Raw genomic sequence first — 20,112 nt, 5'->3', positions numbered from 1 at the left:
CCTCCGGGACATGATTTTTTGTTCCAGTCGATAATGGTCAGTCTAGCAGCCTGTCGGACTTAACGCTGATCGGCTGCAAACCCCGGGCTTTTGGCCTGTTTCATGCGCTCGGACTCGTTAAATAGCGGGCTATTCGCCTCATCCGAGCGATCAAACCGGCTCAAAATCCGTCATTTTCGCGACGATCGGTCAAGCCCGACAGGCTGCTGGCAGGTTGCAAGCGATATCCACGGTTGCCAGACGATTGTTGTCGAGCAATTGACTTTAACCGAGCGCGCTATATAAATTAATCCAAGGTTAAGTTTTATAACTCGAGAAACAAATGGCCCGGACAGGCCGGCGAAACAGCACTGTCAACAGGTCGACGAGACGGTAGACACAGGAAGGCAGGGATATGATGCGGGCAGGGAGCGTTCGGTGGGCGCGAAAGAAGGTGAGGGCATGAGTCACTTGCGCCATAGCGATACGGGCAGCACGCCGCTGCCCGGCGAGAGTGCCACCATCCACTCGGCGCGCGCAGCGCTGGATGGGCACAAGCGGGGGCTCAGGGGGCTGCTGCCCTTTCTTGGTCCGGCCTTCATTGCCGCCGTGGCCTATATCGACCCCGGCAACTTTGCCACCAATATCCAGGCCGGTTCGACATACGGCTATATGCTGCTGTGGGTGATTGCGCTGTCGAATCTCATGGCGGTGATCATCCAGTCCATGTCGGCCAGGCTGGGCATTGCCACCGGCTACAATCTTCCCGAGGTCAGCCGTCAGCGCTTCCCCCGGGCGGTGACGGCAGGGCTGTGGATTCAGGCCGAGATCGTCGCCATTGCCACCGACCTGGCGGAGTTCATCGGCGGCGCCCTGGGGCTGCATCTGCTGTTTGGTATTGCGCTGTTTCCGGCGGCGCTGATGACCGGGGTAGCGTCGTTCGTGATTCTGGAACTGCAGCGGCGCGGCTTTCGCTGGCTGGAGGCCGGCATTACCGCGATGGTCGGAGTGGTCGTGGTGGCCTTCGCCTATGAAGTTGCCATTGCCGCACCCGACGGCGGTGCTCTGGCACACGGCCTTTTCGTACCCCGCTTCGAGGGCGCCGACAGCGTGCTGCTGGCCGCCGGCATTCTGGGGGCGACGGTCATGCCGCATGTGATCTATCTCCACTCGGCTCTCACCCAGCGCCGCGTGGTGGGCCGTAACGATGCCGAACGGCGACGCATCTTTCGCTATGAGCTGGTGGATATTCTCATCGCCATGGCGATCGCCGGAGTCATCAACGGCGCCATGCTGGTGATGGCCGCCGGCCTTTTTTACGCCACCGGCGAGACGGTCTCGACGCTGGAGGGCGCCTTCGCCCGGCTGGGCGATCAGGCCGGCACCTTCGCGGCGGTGCTGTTCGGCGTTGGCCTGCTGGCCAGCGGGCTGTCCAGCTCGTCGGTCGGCACCCTGAGTGGTCAGATCATCATGCAGGGCTATATCAACCGCAGCATTCCCCTGTTTCTGCGGCGCCTTGTCACCATGCTGCCGGCACTGGCGATTCTGGCCATGGGCGTCGACCCGACCACGGCGCTGATCATGAGCCAGGTGGTGCTGTCATTCGGCATTCCCTTCGCCCTGATCCCGCTGGTGATCTTCTGCTCGAACCGCCAGCTTATGGGGTCGCTGGTCAATCATCGGGTGACGACCGGTGTCGCCTGGGTAATAGCCGTGGCGATTATCGCGCTGAATCTTTTTCTGCTGTATCAGACGTTGTTCGGCGGCTGAGAAGTGGCCGCCATGCCCGGCGCCCGGGGCGGGTCAGGAGTGGCGTGCTCGAACGCCCAGGCTCATGGCCATGGTACGCACCGTCCGGGCCGTCGCGTAAACGACGACGGCCATTACGATCAATGCCTGAACGCGCCATGAAAGTTTCACGCGATGTCTCCTTGCGGTGGAGCGTGGTGGGAACGCAAGGCATGAGACCACAGGCGTGTGACGAAAAGTTGAAGGGGCGGGTTCTGGTCATGTGGGTGTGAAAGAGGGACTCTCTTCAGCGTGACTGTGAGCGGCGCCAGACGGCGGGCGCCTCGTCCCGGTAGTCGCGGGCTGGAAAAGAGGCCTGAACGTCGATCAGCAGCAGGGCGGTAGCGGCCATGGTGAACATCTCGAGTGGCAGGAGAGGCTTCAGCGTATACTCCTCCCGGGCGTCTCACGGGGGCGAAGGGGGCAAAAAGCGGACGGTTTCGGCCATCATTTCCTGAGGAAGAAAATGTCACTGCTCGATGAGTATCTGCCGGTCTATCAGTTCAGTGAACGACACAGCTGCCGCGTGACGGCGGGTGCGGCGACCATTCTCGACGCCGTGATGGTCTGGCGCATGGAGAGCGATGCCGTCAGAGGGCATCGCCAGGCTGGTGCTCGGCTTTCAGGTGGCGGGGATGGAAAACGGAGCCCGTCGGTTGACGACCGAGACGCGGGTTTTCTGCCCGGATCGCGCCTCGCGGCGGCAGTTCACGCCTTACTGGTGGTTGATTCGCCCCGTCAGCGGCCTGCTGCGTCGGCGCATGCTGTCATCGATAAAAGCGCACAGCGAAGGGCGCGAATGAGATGTTCCCACCCTCAGGAGAGCTGGCACATCAATTGCCAGGAACGGTGTAAAGCCATCTGCAGGCGGCCTGTTCGATCAGGCCAGGTTCACATGAAGTGCGAAGGACCTATAAAAGCTGCCCCGCCGCAATCACCAGTCCACCGACGGTAGTGATAAAACCGATCAGCCACAGAAAATGGCGGTCGTGGCGCCGCATCATCTCATCGAAGCGTTTGTCGACCTGCTCGAAGCGCTTTTCGACCTGCTCGAAGCGTTTGTCGACCTGCTCGAAGCGCTTGTCGACCTGCTCGAAACGGGCCAGCATATCCTGACGCTGCTCTTCGAGGCGTTTGTCGACCTGCTCGAAACGGGCCAGCATATCCTGACGCTGCTCTTCGAAGCGCCTGTCCATCTGCGCAAACCCCTCGCGCATCAGTTCGCGCTGGTGCCTGAGCTCCTCCTCGACACGTACCATGCGCTCGCGTAGTTCGATCTCGTAGACAGCCGGCGGCTTGCCCAGACTCTGCTCGGCCAGCCACTCGCCAAGGTGGGCCTTGAGGTAGGCGATATCCTCTTCGGTCAGGGTCATGGGCGGACTCCGAATCAGTGAGCTGGGGGCAGTCTAACACAGTGGCTGCGGAGGCATTGACGGAGACGTCGGTGTGATGTTCCGGCACGGCCGGCGCTACTGCCCCTCCATATGCACTGCCAGCCACAGCGTGGGTTGGTCAGTGGCGGTGAAGGTCACGCGATGTTCGGCATGGGCGGGAATAAAGAGAGTATCGCCGGGCTGAAGTTCACTCACCTCGCCCGACACCTCGACGCCGGCCTCGCCTTTCAGCACCACCACCCACTCGTCGTGGGCCTGACACCAGGGTTGATCGACGGGCGTGATCTGCCCGTGGGAGACAATACGTTCGATACGACAGCCCGGCCGGGCGAGCAGGTCGGTGAAGACTTCCCCACAAGAGGCATCGGGCAGATCAGCGAACAGATTGAACGGGGATGACATCATGGGCTCCTCGTTAATTGACGGCGATCCGTTTTACGCTGCGCTATCGTCGCTGTGCGGCGCGCCGTGCTCTTCATCAAACGCCAGCTCAAGCTGGCCGGGCTCGTGGGCGGCCTCCTCGGTCCAGGCAGTGCCCAGGGGCGTGGTGTCCGAGGCCACCATCACATAGTGGCTGCTCTGCTCCCCGGTGGCGTGTATGGGATGAAAGCGAATGCAGTAGAGGCCGAAGGCCGCCATCAGCAGGTGCATGACGGCCAGGTTCCACAGAAAGCCGTCGGCGCCCAGCCACTCCATCACCAGCCCGGCGCTGAAGGGGCCGAGGACGGCGCCGATGCCCAGCGCCAGTACCAGGCTGGCACTGGCCGCCACGATCTGCTGTTCGCTGAGGAAGTCGTTGGCGCAGGCCAGGAAGATGGAGTAGAGCGTCAGCATGGTGGCGCCCAGCAGTACGGCCAGGCCGGTCAGCGCCAGCGGCGACCAGCCGCCGGTAATGACGCCGCCCAGTGCCAACAGCATCGCCATCAGTGCCACCACCACGATCACCCACTGGCGATCGACGCGGTCGGAGAGCTTGCCCAGCGGCCACTGGGCCAGCGCGCCGCCGAAAATGAAAGCGCCCATGAACAGCGACACCTGGCCCACATCCAGGCCGCTGTTGCGGGCAAAAACCGCGCCCATGCCGAATATTGCGCCGTTGGTGATGCCGGTCATGAAGCAGCCCAGCGTCCCCAGCGGCGAGAGCCGGTAAAGCCGGCGCAGGTTCATGGGTTCCGGGTGGCTCAGCTCGGGCTGCGGGGTATAGCTGATCAGGATCGGTACCAGCGACAGCGATACCAGAATCGACACCAGCAGGAAAAGCCCCACGCCGCTCGGGTCGCCGCTGCCCAGCAGCAGCTGGCCGCCGCCCATGCCGATATAGCTGATCACCATGTAGACGCCCAGCAGCCGGCCGCGCAGGCGGTTGGAGGCGTAGCCGTTGAGCCAGCTTTCGGCGACCACATAGAGGCCGGCGTAGGTAAAGCCGGTGACGAAGCGCATGGCGGCCCAGATCAGCGGATCGACAAACAGGGCGTGGATCAGAATCGCCACCGACGTGACCGAGGCGAGCGCCGCGAAGACGCGAATATGGCCCACTTCACGCAGCTTGCGCGGCGTGATCAGCGAGCCGGCCAGAAAGCCGACGAAGTAGGCCGACATCACCATGCCGGTGACGGTGTTACCGAACGCCGCCTCGGAAGCGCGCACCCCCAGAAGCGAGGTCTGCAGACCGTTGCCCATCATCAGAAGGCCCATGCCGAGCAGTAGCGTCCAGAGACTCCAGGCGGCGGAAAGCGTACCGGGACGGCGGGCGGTGGCGGCGGTCATGAAAACTCCGGGGCAGGGTGGTCCACAATGCGGTCAGCATAGCCGCCAACACCGGCTCGCGGATAGCGGTACCTGCCTACTGTACCGCGTCGAGGCCGATATCGAGCTGCGGCGCCGAGTGGGTCAGCGCGCCCACCGAGACAAGATCGACACCGGTTTCGGCCACCGCGCGCAGCCTCTCGAGATCAAGCCCACCGGAGGCGTTGAGCAGGCAGCGCCCGGCGGTCATGGTGACCGCGCGGCGCATGTCGTCGAGGCCCATGTTGTCGAGCAGAATCGAGTGCGGCGGCGTCTTTAGCGCCTCCTCGAGCTGCGCGAGGCTGTCGACCTCCAGCTCGACCATGCGCAGATGGCCGAGCCGTTCGCGAGCCAGCGCCAGGGCTTCGCGCACGCCGCCCAGCGCGGCGATATGGTTGTCCTTGATCAGCATGGCGTCGTCCAGTCCGAGGCGATGATTGACGCCGCCGCCGAGGCGTACCGCGCGTTTTTCCAGCGCGCGCAGGCCGGGGGTGGTCTTGCGCGTGCAGGCCAGCCGCGCATGGCTGCCCTCGAGCTGATCCGCCAGCCGGCGGGTGAGGGTGGCGATACCGGAGAGCCGGGTGAGGAAGTTGAGCGCGGTGCGCTCGGCGATCAGCAGCGCGCGGGTGGCACCCTCCAGAGTGGCAATGATGTCGCCTGCCGCAAGGCGCCGGCCGTCGTGGCAGGCGGCATCGAGGCGAATCATGGGGTCGACGTGATAAAGCACCCGCGCAAGCGCGTCCATGCCGGCCAGCACCCCGTCGGCGCGCGAGCGCAGCTGCAGCCGGCTGCGATGGTTGGCGCCGATCAGCGCCTCGCCGGTAATATCGCCACCGCGCCCCAGATCCTCCGCCAGCGCGGTCGTGACGATGGGGTCGAGAATGACATGGGGCAGCGGGGCCACGTCGAGGAGGGCGCCGCTCATGACACCATCTCGACACGAGCGTCGTGCGGGGCACGGGTGAAATCGGCCGGCGTGCTCGGCGCGGGCAGAGCCAGCATCGCCTCGATGGCGCGCCGGGCGCGAATCGCAATCTGCTCCTCGACCTGCACGTCATGCTGGCCGAAGGCGAGCGAGGCGAGAATACCGTCGAGGCTGATGCGCTGCATGTGCGGGCAGAGGTTGCAGCTGCGCACGAAGGCGATCTCCGGGTGGCGCGCGATCAGGTTGTCGCTCATCGAACACTCGGTGAGCAGCAGCACCTGCTCGGGGCGGTGATCGTCGACCCAGCGCTCCAGCGCGGCGGTGGAACCGGAGAAGTCGGCGGCCTCCAGCACGCCGGTGGGGCACTCCGGGTGAGCCAGCACGCGCACGCCCGGGTGGTGGCGGCGCACCGCCCCCACCTGGGCAGGGGTGAACTGCTCGTGCACCTCGCAGCTGCCCTGCCAGACCAGAATCGCAATATCGGTACGTGCCGCCACGTTCCGCGCCAGGTGTTCGTCGGGCAGCATGATGACCCGGTCGACGCCCCACTGAGCGGCGATCGCCTCCACTACATCGAGGGCGTTGGAGGAGGTGCAGCAGATATCGCACTCGGCCTTCACCGCCGCGCTGGTGTTGACGTAGGTGACCACCGGCAGGCCCGGGTAGCGACGCTTCAGCTCGCGCACCTGAGCCCCGCTGATCGAGCTGGCCAGGGAGCAGCCGGCCCGCGTATCGGGAATCAACACGCGTTTATCGGGGCACAGAATCTTCGACGTCTCCGCCATGAAGTGCACCCCTGCCTGGACGATGGTGCGCGCCTCGCTGCGGGCCGCCTCGCGCGCCAGCGCCAGCGAGTCACCGCGAATATCGCCGACCAGCGCATAGACCTCCGGCGGCATGTAGTTGTGCGCCAGGATCACCGCGTCCTGTTCCTGCTGCAGCGCTCTGATGGCGTAAACGCGGCGGGCGATATCGGGCCAGGCCTCGGCGCCGACCTGACCCTCGACGCGGGCATAAAGGTCATCGGTGGCGCGGGCGACCGCCCTGTCGTAGGCGGGCAGCAGCGCTTCGATGTCAGGGCTGAAAGCCTCGGCATTCATCGGCCCCTCCGTAATGTTGTCAAATTGAGCATTATGGACAGGCTAAAGGGCGATCGGATTTTGAGCAAGTTGAGAAAAAGGGCGGGGCCCAGAGCTATCGACCGGCGCTCTGCATGTCGGTGTCCAACCACTCGATGAAGCGCGCCACAATGGGACGGTCGGCGGCGAGCGGGCCGGGCAGGGCGTGATAGGCATAGCCCGGTAAACGTATTTCGGGCCGCCAGGGCACCAGCCAGCCGCGCGCGATCATCGAGCGTACCAGAAGCTCGCTGACCAGAATCAGGCCGCGTCCGGCGAGTCCGGCCTGCACCACCTCCGGCTCATGCGTAAAACTGTACATTGATATTGAAGATGAGCGCGGCTCACCTGCCTCTGCCAACCACATTGTCCAGTCGACCGGCGCAAGCCGCTCGGACTCCCAGCGGGTGGTGATCAGCTCGGCCTCTGACGCGGTAGTGAGTCGCGCCGCATATTCGGGGCTGGCAAAGGCGGCAATGGACTCCTGCATCAGCTGCCTGCCACCCACTATGGAGGTCTCGGTGGGGGCGTAACGCAGAGCCAGATCGACGTGGCGATCGCGGCGCATATCAATGCGCTGCGTCGAAGAGAGCAGTGTTACCTCAAGTTCGGGGTGACGGCGCTGAAAGTCATCCAGCCGAGGCGCCAGCCATAGGGTAGCGAAAGCGGGGGTGGTCGAGATGGTCAGACGCCGAGCGGATTTGCTCAGGGTGTCGAGAGTCACTTCCAGCTGTCCGAAGGCCTCCGTCGCGCTTTCGGCCAGCAAACGACCCGCCTCGGTGAGCCGCACGCGACGGCTCTCACGAATGAAAAGTGCAATGCCGAGCTGCGTTTCCAGGCCGCGTATGTGATGGGAGATCGCTGTGGGAGAGAGGTGCAGCGTCTGGGCTGCCGCCCGGAAACTGCCCAGCCGGGCGGCTGACTCGAAAGCGCGCAGTGCCGGCAGGGAGGGAAGGCGCATGGCGGTAGCTCCTGTGAGGTGAGAGAAACTCACCTCTACACGCTTTCTTTACTTTTGTCATCGCCTGTCGCGACAGCAGATAGTGCAGTGACACTCATCCTTTATATCAAGGAGTCACTGGTGACCACTCTTCTGCGCATTGATGCCAGCGCTCGCTTCGAGCGCTCCCTGACCCGCATGCTGGGCGATCTCTTCATTGAGCGCTGGCAGGAACTCGAGCCCGGCGTGGCGCTCATTACCCGTGACGTGGGGCGTCACCCTCCCGCCATTATTACCGCCGCCTGGATCGCGGCGGCCTTCACCCCAATGCCGCAGCGCAGCGCCGAAGACACCGCTGTGCTGGCGGATTCGGAACGACTGATCCATGAGCTGGAGCAAGCTGATGTGCTGGTAATCGCCACGCCGATGTACAACTACGGAATGCCGGCGGCACTGAAGGCATGGCTTGATCAGGTGATACGCCTTGATCGCACCTTCAGCTTCGACCTCGCTCGCGGCGACCGGCCGTTGGCGCCGATGCTGGATGGCAAACAACTGGTGCTGCTGACCGCCAGCGGCGAATTCGGCTTCGGCGCGGGCGAACCCAACGAGGGGGCCGACCATCTACTGCCGCATCTGCGCAGCGTTGCGAAATATCTGGGGGCTGATAATCTTTGCCATGTCGGTATCGAGTATCAGGAGTTCGGCGATCAGCGCTTTGAGGACTCACGCGCTCATGCCATTGAGGATGTGAAGGCGCTGGCGGCGCGAATGGCCGGTTAAGCTTCCCGGTGGGCCGGCAGAAACAGGCCTTCATGACAGCAGCTGTCCCGCCGCGACCACCAGGACGCCTACCGTACTGATAAAGCCGATCGATCATGGTATGCCGCGTCCGGGTGAGCGCCGAGCGAAGTTGGGCGTGGGTAAAGCTTCCATAACTAAACCTGCGACAACGGATGAGCTTGACGCTGGAGATAGATATCTTGAAATATCGACACTGATAAGATGCGCTTTGACTTTCTGGCCCCATGAAGATGTGATAGCCACCTGGCCAGAATTCGAGCTGGAGTTCAATGTATGAATAAATTGCCGTATCTCGCAGAAAAAATGTCGCTATTTCAAAAACATTGCCAGGCTCAGTCTGTCGCGCGAGCTGTACTTGAGCAGCTGTGTCATGAGATATTGCCCGGGGACTCGGAGCGATCCATTGTCAGTAAAGCTATTTGTCTATCGGAGGCAAATGGCGTAACGGAGACGTGGTACCATGACTGCCCTGCACTGGTATTGCTGGGCTCCAGAAGTTGCCTTTCAATTTCGGGGCGAGACTATGAGCCCAGCAGTGAGAAAGTTGGAGATAATAATCTTGTTACCATCGACTTGAGCCCCGTATGGCGAGGTGCCTGGGGAGACTATGCAAGATCCTTCTTTATAGAGAGCGGACGTTGTTCGTTTAGACCAGAAAGCAGCGAGTTTCTTGAAGGGTATAAGCTGCAGGCGATGCTACATTCAGAAATGATGGCTTTTGTTGAGCCGAGTACGACCTTCGACGCCCTGTATCAGTTTGGAAATAACCTGATCACGGAAAGCGAATACTTGAACCTCGATTTTCAGAAAAACCTGGGCCACAGCATCGAAAATGCGTTGGCTGACAGGCATTTTGTTGAAGCAGATAATCACCACCGATTGGAAGACGTTAATTTTTTTACCTTTGAGCCCCATATTCGCCATATTAATGGGCGCTGGGGTTTCAAGCATGAAAATATTTATTATTTTGATGACGATGGGAAGCTTGAAATACTTCTTGGCCGCAAATTCTGAATGCAACACCTGATCAAACCGGTAAGGTGTTGGCCCTATGCCATATTCTGAACTCTGCATCGAAGAACGTGCCACTATCCAGGTCAGCCTCGCACAAGGCTTGAGCATCAGGAAGGTAGCGGCTCTGCTTGAACGGTCTCCGGCGACGATCAGTCGAGAGATACGGCGCAATGGGTCGTCCGATGGACGGTATCGCGCGTCACATGCGCAACAGCACCGTCATGACCGTCGAGACGGTTGTCGGCCCAGGCGCAAACTGCTTCCAGGCAGCCCTCGATTCGCCCTGATTCAGCACATGCTGGGCAGTGACCGCCCGGCGGTGCTGATCTGGATCATGACCTTCGTGTTCGGTCTGCTGGGTGTGGCGGTCGGCTATGAAAACAATATCGCCCTGATTCCGCTGGCGGTACTGCTGGGGCTGGCCATGGGAGGCGATCGTCTGGTGGGAACCGCAATTGCGCTCGGCGGTGTCGGTATCGGTTTTGCGACCTCACCGATCAATGTCTATACCGTAGGCGTCTCGGATCAGATCGCGCAGCTGCCGATGTTTTCCGGCGCCGGGCTCAGAAGCGTGCTGTGCGTCGCGGCGCTGGCGCTGCTGGCGCACCATACCAGCCGTTACATGAGGCGGCTGCGTCGCGACAGCGGGGCGTCACTGCTTGACCGCGATGACGAGGAAGCCGGTCTCGACAAGCCGCTGCAAGCCTATAGTCTGTCGCGTACTGATCTGGCGGTTATCGCGACGTTTGCCCTCGGCCTTGTGATCATGCTGTATGGCGTTTTTGCCCACGGCTGGTATATCAATGAGATTTCGGGCGTTTTCATCGCCATGACGATTGCGATCGGCGCCGTGGCCAGGCTGTCGCCGGCGAAAATCAATCGCTATTTCTTCGAGGGGGCGGCAACGGTGACCACCGGCGCGCTGCTGGTGGGGCTGGCCCGCGCCCTGCAGGTAATGCTCGAACAGGGCAGCATCGGTGACACCATCGTGCACGCTCTGGCCACGCCGCTGGCGGGGCTGCCGGTACTGTTTTCCACCTGGGCGATGACGCTGGTGCACGCGATCATCAATGTGTTCATTCCTTCCGGCAGTGGTCAGGCGATGGCCACCATGCCGATCATGATTCCACTTTCCGACCTGATCGGCATGACGCGACAAACCGCGATTCTGGCCTTTCAGGTGGGTGATGGATTGACCAACATGATCGTACCCACGTCAGGCGGCACCCTGGCGATGCTGGCCATTGCCAGAGTCCCCTACGACCGCTGGGTGCGTTTTTTCTTCCCGCTGCTGATCAGGGTGTTCCTGCTCAGCTGGGTCATACTGGCGTTTGCGGTGATGATCGGTTGGGGGCCGGCATGAGCCACAAGCGTTCCGATCGGATCGCAGCTGAGCTGCGCCGCCGGATTCTGGATGGCGAGCTTGGCCCCGGCACCCGGCTGGAGAGCGAAGCGACCCTGAGCCATCGTCTGGTGACCAGTAAATGGACACTGCGAGAGGCGCTCAAGTCACTCGAAACCCAGGGGCTGATACGGGTGCGCAGCGGACCGGGCGGCGGTGCCAGTGTGACCGAGGTGAGCGCCGATACGGCTTCCGATCTGCTCTGGAATTTCTGTTTCAGCCGCGATCTGAGCGTGTCGGACATTTATGCGCTGCGCAAACTGCTGGAGCCGGCACTGGCGCGCCAGGTGACACCGCTTCTCGATGAGGCGGCGCTGGACGCTCTGGCCGACAGGGCACATCGATGCTGCAGCTATCGCAGCGAAGGCCGCGGCGTCTCCGAGCGGGAGGACGAACTCAACTTTCATGTGCTGCTGGCCGGTGCCTGCCCCAATCCGCTGCTGCGATTTCTGGTCGAGTTTCTCAACGGTCTGTTGCTCAAGGTAGTCGCTGCCCAGAACGTCGACCCGGCACTGGCCGGCGTCGATCTCAACTACCATGGCCGCGACTACCACCTCGAGCTGATCGACGCCTTCAGAGCGCGGGATGGGGTGCGCGCCGAACGGCTCATGTTCGAGCATATGGAAGCCGCACAGCATTATATGGAGGAAGTCGCGACGCAGGCGGCGCGTCGTCGGGCCGCCCCCCAATCCGAAGATCACCGTCAGGAGCCGTAATGGTCATGAACACAGCCACTGTGCAGCACATTCTGACTGAACTGGTCGGTTTCGATACCGTATCGCGCCACTCCAACCTGGCATTGCTGGACTGGATCGAGCGCTATCTGGCCGACCATGGCGTGGAGAGTCAACGTATCAAAAGCGATGACGGCAGCAAGGCCAACCTGCTGGCCCGTATCGGCCCGGATGTCGAGGGCGGCGTAGTCCTTTCAGGACACACCGATGTGGTGCCGGTGGATGGTCAAACATGGCACAGCGATCCCTTTACCCTCAGTGCCCGCGAGGGTCGCCTCTACGGCCGTGGCAGCTGCGACATGAAGGGGTTTATCGCCTGCGCACTGGCGATGCTGCCCGAGTGGCGCACGGCCAGGCTGAATCGGCCGATCTGGCTGGCACTCTCCTACGACGAGGAGGTGGGCTGTCTGGGCGCGCCCCGCATGATCGAGCAGATGGTTGCGCACTGCCCGCGGCCCGCGGCGGTGATCGTGGGCGAACCGACCCTGATGCAGCCCGTTACTCGGCAGAAGGGCATCACCTCGCTGAGAACCCTGGTCCGCGGCGTCGAGGCGCACTCCAGTCAGATCGGCGCGGGCGTTTCGGCGATCCATGTGGCGGCTCGGCTGGTCAGCCATATCGAAGCGATCATGGAAGATCTGGTCGCTGAAAGGTGCTGCAACCCGGCGTTCAATGTGGCCCATTCAAGCCTGCATGTTGGTCGTATCGAAGGGGGAAGCGCGATCAACATCATGGCTCGCGAATGCACCTTCGAGTGGGAAATTCGCCATCTACCGGAAGAGGGTTTCAACGCCGTTTTCGAGCGCTTCGAAAGCTTCAGCCGTCAGCTCGAAGAGACGCTGCAGGCGCGCCACAAGGATTTTGCGATCGAGACAACGCTGTTGACGCCGACGGTGCCGGGGCTCGACGGCGGTGGCAACGTTACCGCGATAGCCCTGTGTGAGCAGCTGCTGGGCCCTCGTCAGCCCGAGGCGGTGGCCTATGCCACCGAAGCCGGTCAGTTTCAGCAGGCCGGGCTGGAAGCGATCATCTGCGGCCCCGGCAGCATCGAGCAGGCGCACAAGCCGGATGAATATATCAGCGAGACGCAGCTCGAACAGGGGCTGGACTTTATGCACCACCTGGGCAAGCAGCTGCTGGAGTGATTTTCCGACCACAGGCCCTATACGCCGATGCTTACCAGCGCTTGGCGTAGCTCGAGGGCCGAGACCGGTTTATGCAGCAGCGGAATGCCGCTGGCGGTCGCCTCGCGCAGCCGCTGCGGCGCCGTATCGCCGGTAAGCAGCAGCGACGGCAGATCGGTGCCGAAATGCGCGCGAAGATGGCGAATCGTCTCGGCGCCGGTGTTCTCGCGCAGGCGGTAGTCGCAGAGAATCGCCTGCGGTGGTTGCGACCAGTCCAGATTCAGCGCGCCTTCGAGGGAGTCGGCGGTGACACACTCGCAGCCCCAGGCGGTCAGCAACTGCTGCATGGCGCCGAGAATCGTCTCATCATCGTCGATTACCAGTAGTCGTTGACCCGCCAGCGATGCCTCGGTAGACGCGGGTGAGGAGGAGGTCTGATGGCTCGGCAGCGCCTCCTCAGCCAGCGGCACGCGCAGGCGGAACACGCTGCCGCGCCCCGGTATGGAGGCCAGCGACAGCGCATGCCCCAACGTATGGGCCAGCCGTTCGGCGGTGGCCAGCCCCAGTCCCAGCCCCTTGCGGCGGTCCCGCTCCGGGTTGCCCAACTGGTGGAACTCGCGAAAAATCTCGCGCTGCTGATCGGTGGCAATGCCAATCCCGGTGTCGTACACCTCGATGGAGCACTGCCCGCCACGCCGGCGAGCGGCGACGAGCACGCCGCCGCTGTCGGTGTAGCGGATGGCGTTGGCGATCAGGTTGCGCAGAATCAACTCAAGCAGCGCCGGGTCGGAGTGCACCACCGCTTCGCTGTCCCGGCTGCGATAGATCAGCGTCCTGTCATCGGCCAGCGGCGCCAGCTCCATCTCCAGCTTGTGAAACAGCGCCTGAAGCGCGCAGGGGCGTTGCTGTGAGTGAATCACGCCAGCCTCGATGCGGGAAAAATCAAGCAGAGTGTTGAGCATGTCCGCAGAGGCGCCGCTGGCCGCTTGCGCGCTCTTGAGCGTCTGTCGCTGGATAGCGTCGAGGCGGCTCCAGGAGAGGCTCTCCAGCAGCAGCTGCAGCGCCTGTACGGGTTGGCGCAGATCGTGACTGGCGGCAGCCAGAAAGCGCGACTTGTCGTGGTTGGCGCGTTCGGCCTCTTCACGGGCGGCGCTGGCTTCCCGTTTCTCCTCCTCCAGCCGCGCGATCAGGTCGAGATTTTCAAAGCGCAAGCGGATCGAGTCACTGATGTCGCGGCCCATCAGCCGTCCCTGACCGGCCTGGCCAATGGCGAACAGCAGGCAGAAGCCCGCCAGCATTTGATAGTAGAAAACGTCCATGACGACGAAGCGGAGGATAGCGGTCAGCATCATGGGCAGCATCATCGCCAGATAGATGGACTGAATGGGCGAGAACAGTGCCATGGCGATGGAGCTGTTGGCGGCCAGCATCGCCAGCAGCAGGGCCGTGGCGGCGGGCGACGTGTTGTGATCGACGCCCAGCCACAGCAACCCGCCCCAGCAGATACCTTCCAGCACAAGGCCGACGATCATCCGCTGCTGGATGGCGGGGATTTCGCCGGCAACGAACCCTTTCCGCAGGGTGAGATATGAATAACATGCCAGTCCGCACAGCACGCCCAGGGTTATCAGGCACCAGAGTGCGAGCGCCGGCAGGGAGACTTCCGTGGTGCAGATGTCGATAGGCGTTCCGTCCAACGCCGATACTGCTTTCAGGGTACTGCCGCTGGTAGCGTAGAAAACCACGGCCAGCAGCGTCGCCACCATCATGGCTACCGGTAGCAGCCGGATCGTACCCTGGAGCACAAGCCGCAGCCGCTCGTGCTCGAAGCGTTCCTGCAGATTCATGTCACCCAGCCCAGCCGCCGGGCGGCGAAGGCCGCCTCGGCGCGACTGGAGGCGTTGAGCAGCGTCAGCAGCGCCTGCACATGGCCGCGCACGGTGTATTCGGATAGATAAAGGCGTGCAGCGATCGCCTTGTTGGAGAGCCCTTGGCAGAGTAGTTCGAGCACTTCGAGCTGGCGCGGCGTCAGTTGCCGCTGTGGTGGCTCGTCCGGCAAGGTCGGTGCGGTCTCCGCTACCCCCTCGAGGAGCGCGCTCACCTGATGCAGGAGTGTCTGCGGTTTGTCGCTTTTGGAGATAAAGGCGCACACGCCCAGCGCCTGTGCCTCCTCGCGAATTTTCGTCATATCGAAACCGGAGAGCATGACGATGCTGGCGCCCGGCCAGCGTCGCCTGAGCGCGCTGACGCCGGCCAGACCGCTGACACCGCCGAGCTGCTGATCCAGCAGCACCAGCGCCGGGTCGAGATGGCGCTGGGCAAGCGCCGCGGTCAATGAGACGGCCTCGACAATCACCACCCTTTCAAGCCCCTCGGCCAGCACGCGGCTGATACCGCCAAGAAAGAGCGGATGATCGTCGATCAGCAGTAGGGTGCGTAGGGGCATGGGGCTTGCACTCATGAAAACAGGGCAGGTCTCGATTCATGCTACCAAATGCCATGGTGCCTTCTTCCCGGTCCGGGCAAGAAGAGTCAATTTTGACCGTATAACGGAATTTGACAAAAAATTACAATCGAAAAGCCAATAAAGGAGTCAGTCCATTACTGTCAGGATTACCGACGATCACATTGTCTCCAGCGTTCTGTCGTGACATACCCCACAGCTTCTCCGGGGCTTTTGGGCACGGGCAGAACAGAAGGTCTCAGTATGTCTGATATCAAGACGTCAGCAAGCGCTGCACTGCGTCGAAAGGGCTGCGCCGATGATGCTGCCTCGCATCGCCTGAGGGTCATGCGCATCGTGCTGGCGCTGCTTGGCGCCTGCTTCGGCCTGCTGGCCCTGTTCAACGCCCTGGATGGCAGGCCGGTGATCGCGCTGGCGGAATTCGGCATGGCGTGCTGCGGCGTACTGCTGCTGATTAAATTCCGCAGCGATCAAGAGGCCGAACGCTGGGCACTGCCGCTGACGATGCTGCTGGGCGCGGTGATTCTGCTGGTGTTCTGGCGCAAGCCTGTCGAGGAGAATGTTTTCTTCTGGATCATGCTGATGCCGGTGGTCAGCTATCTACTGCTGGGGCGCTACCGAGGGCTGCGCTACACCGCGGTGTTCATGACACTGGCACTGGCGATTTCCGTCTACAAATTCAGCCAGACCGATATCGGCTACTCGCTGACTGCGGTGTTCAATGTAGTGCTCTGCTCGCTGTGCATTTTCACCATGACCCACGCTCATGAGAAGGCGCGCGAGCAGGTCCATCGGCAGTTGACCGAAGCGGCCGTTGTTGACCCGCTGACCGGGCTGATCAATCGCGCCGGCCTGAGTGCTCGCTTTTTCGATCACCGTGCCTCTCTGCGCCGCCATCGGCGACCGGGATCGCTGATTCTGCTCGATCTTGATCACTTCAAGGCGATCAACGACTCATATGGCCACGCTGTCGGCGACCGGGTGCTGATATGGATGGCCGATCTGTTCGATGAGTGCCTGCGCGAGATGGATGCTGCCAGCCGGATTGGCGGCGAGGAGTTCGCCCTGCTGCTGCCTGATGCCGACGAGCGCGTCGCGCTGCTGATCGCGGAGCGGCTGCGGGGCAGGATTGCCGCTGGCGGCTGCGAGATCGGCGGGCAGCGCATAAAGGTCACCGCGACCATGGGAGTGACCCCAATCGAGCAGGATGACAGCGATATATCGGCGCCGTTGATGCGCGCCGATGCGTTGCTCTATCGGGGCAAGCGCGATGGCCGCGATCGCGTGGTCAGTAATCTCGGTAGTCCCGATAGCGTGTTCGATAACGCTCCTGACGTGGCTGGGCTATGGAGTGAAAGGATGCACAGTCCGTAACTGCCGATATCCGGTAGTGTCCTGCCTCTCCGCGCTGGCCGATCATCGGTCCACGGATGACAGCCTCAGTACTCCCCGTGCGACAGCGGTGTCTGCACGCCCGGCGCCATCTGCTGGCGCCACTGCTCGCGGCAGAAGCGAAAGCGCTCGGCGGGGCGGCCGCCGGTGGCGGTGTCCACGTCGCCGGTGGCGACCACCAGCCCGGTGCGCTCCAGCGCGCGGCGAAAGTTCTGCTTGTGCACCGCCAGGCCGATGATCGCCTCCACCGTCTGTTGTAGCCGTGAGAGGGTGAAGCGCTCCGGCAGCAGTTCGAATACCACCGGACGGTAGCGCAGCTTGCCGCGCAGGCGGTCCATGGCAGTGGCCAGAATGCGGCGATGATCGACCATCATCTCGAGGCCGGTGACGGGCAGTGCTTCGTTCGCCGCGCTATCGGCGTTGCGCTGCGCCTCGGGCACCAGCCCGGCTTCGAAAAGCAGCTCGTAGCGCTCCAGCACCCGGGCGTCGACCCAGCGCGCGCCGTTCAGGGCGAAGGCGAGCCGGGCCCGCTGGTGGCGCGCCTCGCGCGTCGCTGCGCTGTCGGCGGCCGCGGCCCAGCGCTCCAGCGCCGGGGCCAGTGCCATGTCGATCAGCGCCGGGCGCCCCTGGCGGTAGTCCTCCCAGGGAAAGAAGTCATACCAGCTGCGCCACTGGGCGGCCATGCCCGCCGGCGTATGGCGGGCAGCGGTCAGGCCCAGATAGCCGATCGAAATATGGCGCGCCGCCGGCGTCTCGAATAGCTCGTGCGAGCGTGCCAGGTCGCCGAAGGTATAGAGCTGCTCGCTGTAGCCGAGTTCGAAACCGGTCTGGCTGGCGACCCAGTCGCGCAGCCCCTGCTCGAAGGTGGCGTGGCTGACCGGGTCGAAGGCGCCGGCCGGCAGCGCGCTCATGCCGTCCGCCGTGCGGATGACCAGCACGGTGGGCGAGGCGACCTCCATGGCGATCACGACCGCGGAGAGGTCGATGGCGATGGCGGCGCTGTCGGACATGGGCAGCCTCCGGAAGACGCAGGAGCGGGGCGACATGAAAAGCCCCCGCCGGAGCAGGGGCCTGGAGGAGCGATTATGACGAGGTCAGGACGAGGTTGCCTTGATCTCGTCGTTTTTCTCGATCTTCCTCGTAATGTAGTACTGCTGGGCGATCGACAGCAGGTTGTTGGTAATCCAGTAGATGACCAGCCCCGCCGGGAACCACAGGAAGAAGAAGGTGAAGACGATCGGCAGCATCTTCATGATCTTCGCCTGAGTGGGATCGGGCGGCGTGGGGTTGAGCTGCTGCTGCAAGAACATCGTCAGGCCCATGATGATGGGCAGGATGAAGTAAGGGTCCTGCGCCGACAGGTCATGAATCCACAAAAAGAAGGGCGCATGGCGCAGCTCGATGGACTCCATCAGCATCCAGTAAAGGGCGATGAATACCGGCATCTGAACGACGATCGGCAAACAGCCCCCTAGCGGATTGATCTTCTCCTTCTGGTAGAACTTCATCATCTCCTGCGACATCTTCTGGCGATCGTCGCCGTGCTGCTCCTTGATGCGCTGCATCTCGGGGCCCATCTTGCGCATCTTCGCCATCGACTTGTAGGCGGTGGCGGAGAGCGGGAAGAGCACTGCCTTGACCAGTACGGTGAGCAGGATGATCGCCACGCCCCAGTTGCCCACCAGCGCATGGATCTGGGTCAGCAGCCAGAACAGCGGGTTGGCGAGGAACCACAGCCAGCCGAAATCAACCGTCAGCTGCAGATAGGGCGCCACTGCGTCGAGCCGGTCGTGCTCCTTGGGACCGATATAAAGGCGCGCCTCGAGGTCGGCGCTCTGCCCCGGTGCGACACTCTCGGTGGGGCCGGCAAAAGCCGCCACGTTACGGCCGCGGCGGTCGACGTCGGCGTAGTAGAGGTTCTGCTGCTGCTGGCCGGGCACCCAGGCGGAGACGAAATAGTGCTGCAGCATCGCCACCCAGCCGCCGTTCACATCACGGTTGGGGAAGCTGCCGTTCTGGATATCGTCAAAGCCCACCTTCTGATAGTGATCCTCCGGCGAGGAGAAAGCGGCACCGAGGAAGGATTTCATGCCAATACCGGCGCCCTGGGTCGGGTCGGCGCTGTTGTCACGCGCCAACTGGCCGATAAAACGCGCGGTGACCGGCGTCTGACCGGTGTTATCAAGCAGATACTGCACGTCGACGACGTAACTGTCGCGCTTGAAGGTAAAGCGCTTGATGATATCCACGCCGTTGACGGTCGCGCTCAGATCGACCTGTAGCTGGTTGCCGTCGCCGAGCTGATAGCTGTTCTGCGCCGCGCTGAAGTCGATGCGTCCCTCATGCCCCTCGAGCTGCAGACCGGAGCGGGCGATGTAGCTGCGCTGCTGATTGTCGGAGAGCAGTACATAGGGGTCGCTGGCACCGAGCTGGCGCTGATATTTCGGCAGGGCGGCGTAGACGATATCGCCACCACGGGTGTCGATACGCAGATCAAGGGCATCGGTATCAACGCTGATCAGCCGCTCCGGCGCGCCTTCAGCGGGTGCCTCGTCGCTGCCCGGCTGGCTGCCGCCCGGCTGTGGGGTGGTGCTGCCGCTGGCGGGGGCGTTGAGCCCGCCGCTGCCGCTGCTTTCGCCGCTGCCTTCCTGCTGGGCCACGGTGGGGGGCGCATCGACGCCCGCCGGTTGCTGGCCATAATCGTTGCTCCACTGGATCACCAGCAGGTAGGCAAGCACGGCCAGCGGAATGACGAAGAGAAGACGTTTCAAATCCATTGGGATTGCCCGGTGGGGAAAATGTCGACGCGGCGCAGACCACGGATGGCACGGGAAAAGAGATCGCGCCTCGTACGGCTATTGAGGTTTCGACTGACGCTGCACATCCTTTTCAAGGCGCCGCCACATGCCGTGAAGCTGCCGGGCCAGGGTTTGTGCTTCCAGCTCGTGCACGCCGCGGCGAGAAAGCACCACAATATCCACCGCCGGCAGCCAGTGCTGGCGCAGCCGGATCGACTCGCGGGTCAGCCGTTTGAGGCGGTTACGATCCACGGCGCGCTTGAGATTCTTCTTGCTGAAAACCAGCCCCACGCGGACATGTCCCAGGTCGTTGGGCGTGGCGAGGGCCAATAACCCCTTGCCGTGAACCTTGAAGCTGGCGTTGTCGAAAACGTGACGGTATTCCCCGCCGGTCAGAATGCGCAGACCGCGGGGAAATCCCTGTGAGGCCATGGGGCGCAGCTTCCAGACG

Annotated in this window: 19 protein-coding genes and 1 pseudogene; 9 read left to right on the top strand and 11 right to left on the bottom strand. The window is 62.8% G+C overall.

The features are described from left to right. Positions 1-441 precede the first annotated feature (441 nt). Complete coding sequence (locus H146_RS0100635) at positions 442-1,749, top strand: Nramp family divalent metal transporter (RefSeq protein WP_019949905.1); 1,308 nt, start codon at positions 442-444, stop codon at positions 1,747-1,749. Positions 1,750-2,351: 602 nt separating this feature from the next. Further along, complete coding sequence (locus tag H146_RS21805) at positions 2,352-2,570, top strand: hypothetical protein (protein WP_019949903.1); 219 nt, start codon at positions 2,352-2,354, stop codon at positions 2,568-2,570. A gap of 108 nt (positions 2,571-2,678) precedes the next feature. Here H146_RS21805 and H146_RS0100620 read toward each other — a convergent pair whose 3' ends face one another. The 6 genes from H146_RS0100620 to H146_RS0100595 all read right to left on the bottom strand — a co-directional run bounded on the left by H146_RS0100620 (position 2,679) and on the right by H146_RS0100595 (position 7,950). Next, positions 2,679-3,140 carry a hypothetical protein gene (locus H146_RS0100620; RefSeq protein ID WP_019949902.1) on the bottom strand — a complete coding sequence of 154 codons (462 nt, stop codon included), beginning with the start codon at positions 3,138-3,140 and terminating at the stop codon, positions 2,679-2,681. Between the two features lie 96 nt (positions 3,141-3,236). Further along, positions 3,237-3,566, bottom strand: a complete 330-nt coding sequence (locus H146_RS0100615) for a cupin domain-containing protein (RefSeq protein ID WP_019949901.1) — start codon at positions 3,564-3,566, stop codon at positions 3,237-3,239. 30 nt (positions 3,567-3,596) lie between these two features. Next, positions 3,597-4,928: an MFS transporter gene (locus H146_RS0100610; RefSeq protein ID WP_019949900.1), complete on the bottom strand. Its 1,332-nt coding sequence runs from the start codon at positions 4,926-4,928 to the stop codon at positions 3,597-3,599. A 76-nt stretch (positions 4,929-5,004) separates the two neighbouring features. Continuing rightward, positions 5,005-5,871: a carboxylating nicotinate-nucleotide diphosphorylase gene (nadC, locus tag H146_RS0100605; RefSeq protein WP_019949899.1), complete on the bottom strand. Its 867-nt coding sequence runs from the start codon at positions 5,869-5,871 to the stop codon at positions 5,005-5,007. Then, on the bottom strand, positions 5,868-6,971 hold the full coding sequence (gene nadA / locus H146_RS0100600; RefSeq protein ID WP_019949898.1) for a quinolinate synthase NadA: 1,104 nt from the start codon (positions 6,969-6,971) through the stop codon (positions 5,868-5,870). The genes nadC and nadA overlap by 4 nt, the downstream gene beginning before the upstream one ends. Positions 6,972-7,065: 94 nt before the next feature. Next, positions 7,066-7,950: a LysR substrate-binding domain-containing protein gene (locus tag H146_RS0100595; protein ID WP_019949897.1), complete on the bottom strand. Its 885-nt coding sequence runs from the start codon at positions 7,948-7,950 to the stop codon at positions 7,066-7,068. A gap of 120 nt (positions 7,951-8,070) precedes the next feature. Between H146_RS0100595 and H146_RS0100590 the strand changes: the two genes are divergently transcribed. The 6 genes and pseudogenes from H146_RS0100590 to argE all read left to right on the top strand — a co-directional run bounded on the left by H146_RS0100590 (position 8,071) and on the right by argE (position 13,028). Then, the gene (locus H146_RS0100590) at positions 8,071-8,712 is read left to right on the top strand and encodes an FMN-dependent NADH-azoreductase (protein WP_019949896.1); all 642 of its coding nucleotides are present in this window, start codon (positions 8,071-8,073) and stop codon (positions 8,710-8,712) included. A 294-nt stretch (positions 8,713-9,006) separates the two neighbouring features. Further along, positions 9,007-9,747: a M24 family metallopeptidase gene (locus tag H146_RS20480; RefSeq protein ID WP_211213269.1), complete on the top strand. Its 741-nt coding sequence runs from the start codon at positions 9,007-9,009 to the stop codon at positions 9,745-9,747. Positions 9,748-9,784: 37 nt separating this feature from the next. Further along, positions 9,785-10,048: pseudogene (locus H146_RS22020) on the top strand (helix-turn-helix domain-containing protein); the annotation flags it as partial. Continuing rightward, positions 10,043-11,110 (top strand): TIGR00366 family protein, encoded by a 1,068-nt coding sequence (locus tag H146_RS18040; RefSeq protein WP_019949893.1) that lies wholly within the window; start codon positions 10,043-10,045, stop codon positions 11,108-11,110. The pseudogene H146_RS22020 and the gene H146_RS18040, both read left to right, overlap by 6 nt. Further along, positions 11,107-11,865, top strand: a complete 759-nt coding sequence (locus H146_RS0100575) for a FadR/GntR family transcriptional regulator (protein ID WP_019949892.1) — start codon at positions 11,107-11,109, stop codon at positions 11,863-11,865. Before H146_RS18040 ends, H146_RS0100575 begins: the two co-directional genes overlap by 4 nt. Continuing rightward, on the top strand, positions 11,865-13,028 hold the full coding sequence (gene argE, locus H146_RS0100570) for an acetylornithine deacetylase (protein WP_019949891.1): 1,164 nt from the start codon (positions 11,865-11,867) through the stop codon (positions 13,026-13,028). Before H146_RS0100575 ends, argE begins: the two co-directional genes overlap by 1 nt. A 17-nt stretch (positions 13,029-13,045) precedes the next feature. On the opposite strand, the gene H146_RS0100565 is transcribed toward argE, so the two are convergent. Together H146_RS0100565 and H146_RS0100560 are read right to left on the bottom strand one after the other, a co-directional pair. Continuing rightward, positions 13,046-14,854, bottom strand: coding sequence for an ATP-binding response regulator (locus tag H146_RS0100565; RefSeq protein ID WP_019949890.1), 1,809 nt, complete (start codon positions 14,852-14,854; stop codon positions 13,046-13,048). After that, the gene (locus tag H146_RS0100560; protein WP_019949889.1) at positions 14,851-15,453 is read right to left on the bottom strand and encodes a LuxR C-terminal-related transcriptional regulator; all 603 of its coding nucleotides are present in this window, start codon (positions 15,451-15,453) and stop codon (positions 14,851-14,853) included. Before H146_RS0100560 ends, H146_RS0100565 begins: the two co-directional genes overlap by 4 nt. A gap of 261 nt (positions 15,454-15,714) precedes the next feature. Between H146_RS0100560 and H146_RS0100555 the strand changes: the two genes are divergently transcribed. Then, on the top strand, positions 15,715-16,845 hold the full coding sequence (locus tag H146_RS0100555) for a GGDEF domain-containing protein (RefSeq protein WP_019949888.1): 1,131 nt from the start codon (positions 15,715-15,717) through the stop codon (positions 16,843-16,845). Positions 16,846-16,910: 65 nt separating this feature from the next. Here the strand turns inward: H146_RS0100555 and H146_RS0100550 are convergent, their stop codons facing one another. The 3 genes from H146_RS0100550 to rnpA all read right to left on the bottom strand — a co-directional run bounded on the left by H146_RS0100550 (position 16,911) and on the right by rnpA (position 20,093). Then, positions 16,911-17,873, bottom strand: coding sequence for an NUDIX hydrolase (locus tag H146_RS0100550; protein ID WP_019949887.1), 963 nt, complete (start codon positions 17,871-17,873; stop codon positions 16,911-16,913). Positions 17,874-17,957: 84 nt separating this feature from the next. After that, positions 17,958-19,640, bottom strand: coding sequence for a membrane protein insertase YidC (gene yidC / locus H146_RS0100545; RefSeq protein ID WP_019949886.1), 1,683 nt, complete (start codon positions 19,638-19,640; stop codon positions 17,958-17,960). 78 nt (positions 19,641-19,718) lie between these two features. Then, the gene (gene rnpA, locus H146_RS0100540) at positions 19,719-20,093 is read right to left on the bottom strand and encodes a ribonuclease P protein component (RefSeq protein WP_019949885.1); all 375 of its coding nucleotides are present in this window, start codon (positions 20,091-20,093) and stop codon (positions 19,719-19,721) included. Positions 20,094-20,112: the final 19 nt, after the last annotated feature.

This window comes from Kushneria aurantia DSM 21353, from assembly GCF_000382245.1.
GTDB lineage: Bacteria > Pseudomonadota > Gammaproteobacteria > Pseudomonadales > Halomonadaceae > Kushneria > Kushneria aurantia.
Note: the sequence above shows the minus strand (reverse complement) of the source record. Positions and strands in the feature narration are given on the sequence as shown.

Bases quoted from the DNA above. Each gene is read 5' to 3' on its own strand.
- H146_RS0100635 (WP_019949905.1), top strand. From the start codon at position 442: ATGAGTCACTTGCGCCATAGCGATACGGGCAGCACGCCGCTGCCCGGC.
- H146_RS21805 (WP_019949903.1), top strand. From the start codon at position 2,352: ATGCCGTCAGAGGGCATCGCCAGGCTGGTGCTCGGCTTTCAGGTGGCG.
- H146_RS0100620 (WP_019949902.1), bottom strand. From the start codon at position 3,140: ATGACCCTGACCGAAGAGGATATCGCCTACCTCAAGGCCCACCTTGGC.
- H146_RS0100615 (WP_019949901.1), bottom strand. From the start codon at position 3,566: ATGATGTCATCCCCGTTCAATCTGTTCGCTGATCTGCCCGATGCCTCT.
- H146_RS0100610 (WP_019949900.1), bottom strand. From the start codon at position 4,928: ATGACCGCCGCCACCGCCCGCCGTCCCGGTACGCTTTCCGCCGCCTGG.
- nadC (WP_019949899.1), bottom strand. From the start codon at position 5,871: ATGAGCGGCGCCCTCCTCGACGTGGCCCCGCTGCCCCATGTCATTCTC.
- nadA (WP_019949898.1), bottom strand. From the start codon at position 6,971: ATGAATGCCGAGGCTTTCAGCCCTGACATCGAAGCGCTGCTGCCCGCC.
- H146_RS0100595 (WP_019949897.1), bottom strand. From the start codon at position 7,950: ATGCGCCTTCCCTCCCTGCCGGCACTGCGCGCTTTCGAGTCAGCCGCC.
- H146_RS20480 (WP_211213269.1), top strand. From the start codon at position 9,007: ATGAATAAATTGCCGTATCTCGCAGAAAAAATGTCGCTATTTCAAAAA.
- H146_RS18040 (WP_019949893.1), top strand. From the start codon at position 10,043: ATGCTGGGCAGTGACCGCCCGGCGGTGCTGATCTGGATCATGACCTTC.
- H146_RS0100575 (WP_019949892.1), top strand. From the start codon at position 11,107: ATGAGCCACAAGCGTTCCGATCGGATCGCAGCTGAGCTGCGCCGCCGG.
- argE (WP_019949891.1), top strand. From the start codon at position 11,865: ATGGTCATGAACACAGCCACTGTGCAGCACATTCTGACTGAACTGGTC.
- H146_RS0100565 (WP_019949890.1), bottom strand. From the start codon at position 14,854: ATGAATCTGCAGGAACGCTTCGAGCACGAGCGGCTGCGGCTTGTGCTC.
- H146_RS0100560 (WP_019949889.1), bottom strand. From the start codon at position 15,453: ATGCCCCTACGCACCCTACTGCTGATCGACGATCATCCGCTCTTTCTT.
- H146_RS0100555 (WP_019949888.1), top strand. From the start codon at position 15,715: ATGTCTGATATCAAGACGTCAGCAAGCGCTGCACTGCGTCGAAAGGGC.
- H146_RS0100550 (WP_019949887.1), bottom strand. From the start codon at position 17,873: ATGTCCGACAGCGCCGCCATCGCCATCGACCTCTCCGCGGTCGTGATC.
- yidC (WP_019949886.1), bottom strand. From the start codon at position 19,640: ATGGATTTGAAACGTCTTCTCTTCGTCATTCCGCTGGCCGTGCTTGCC.
- rnpA (WP_019949885.1), bottom strand. From the start codon at position 20,093: ATGGCCTCACAGGGATTTCCCCGCGGTCTGCGCATTCTGACCGGCGGG.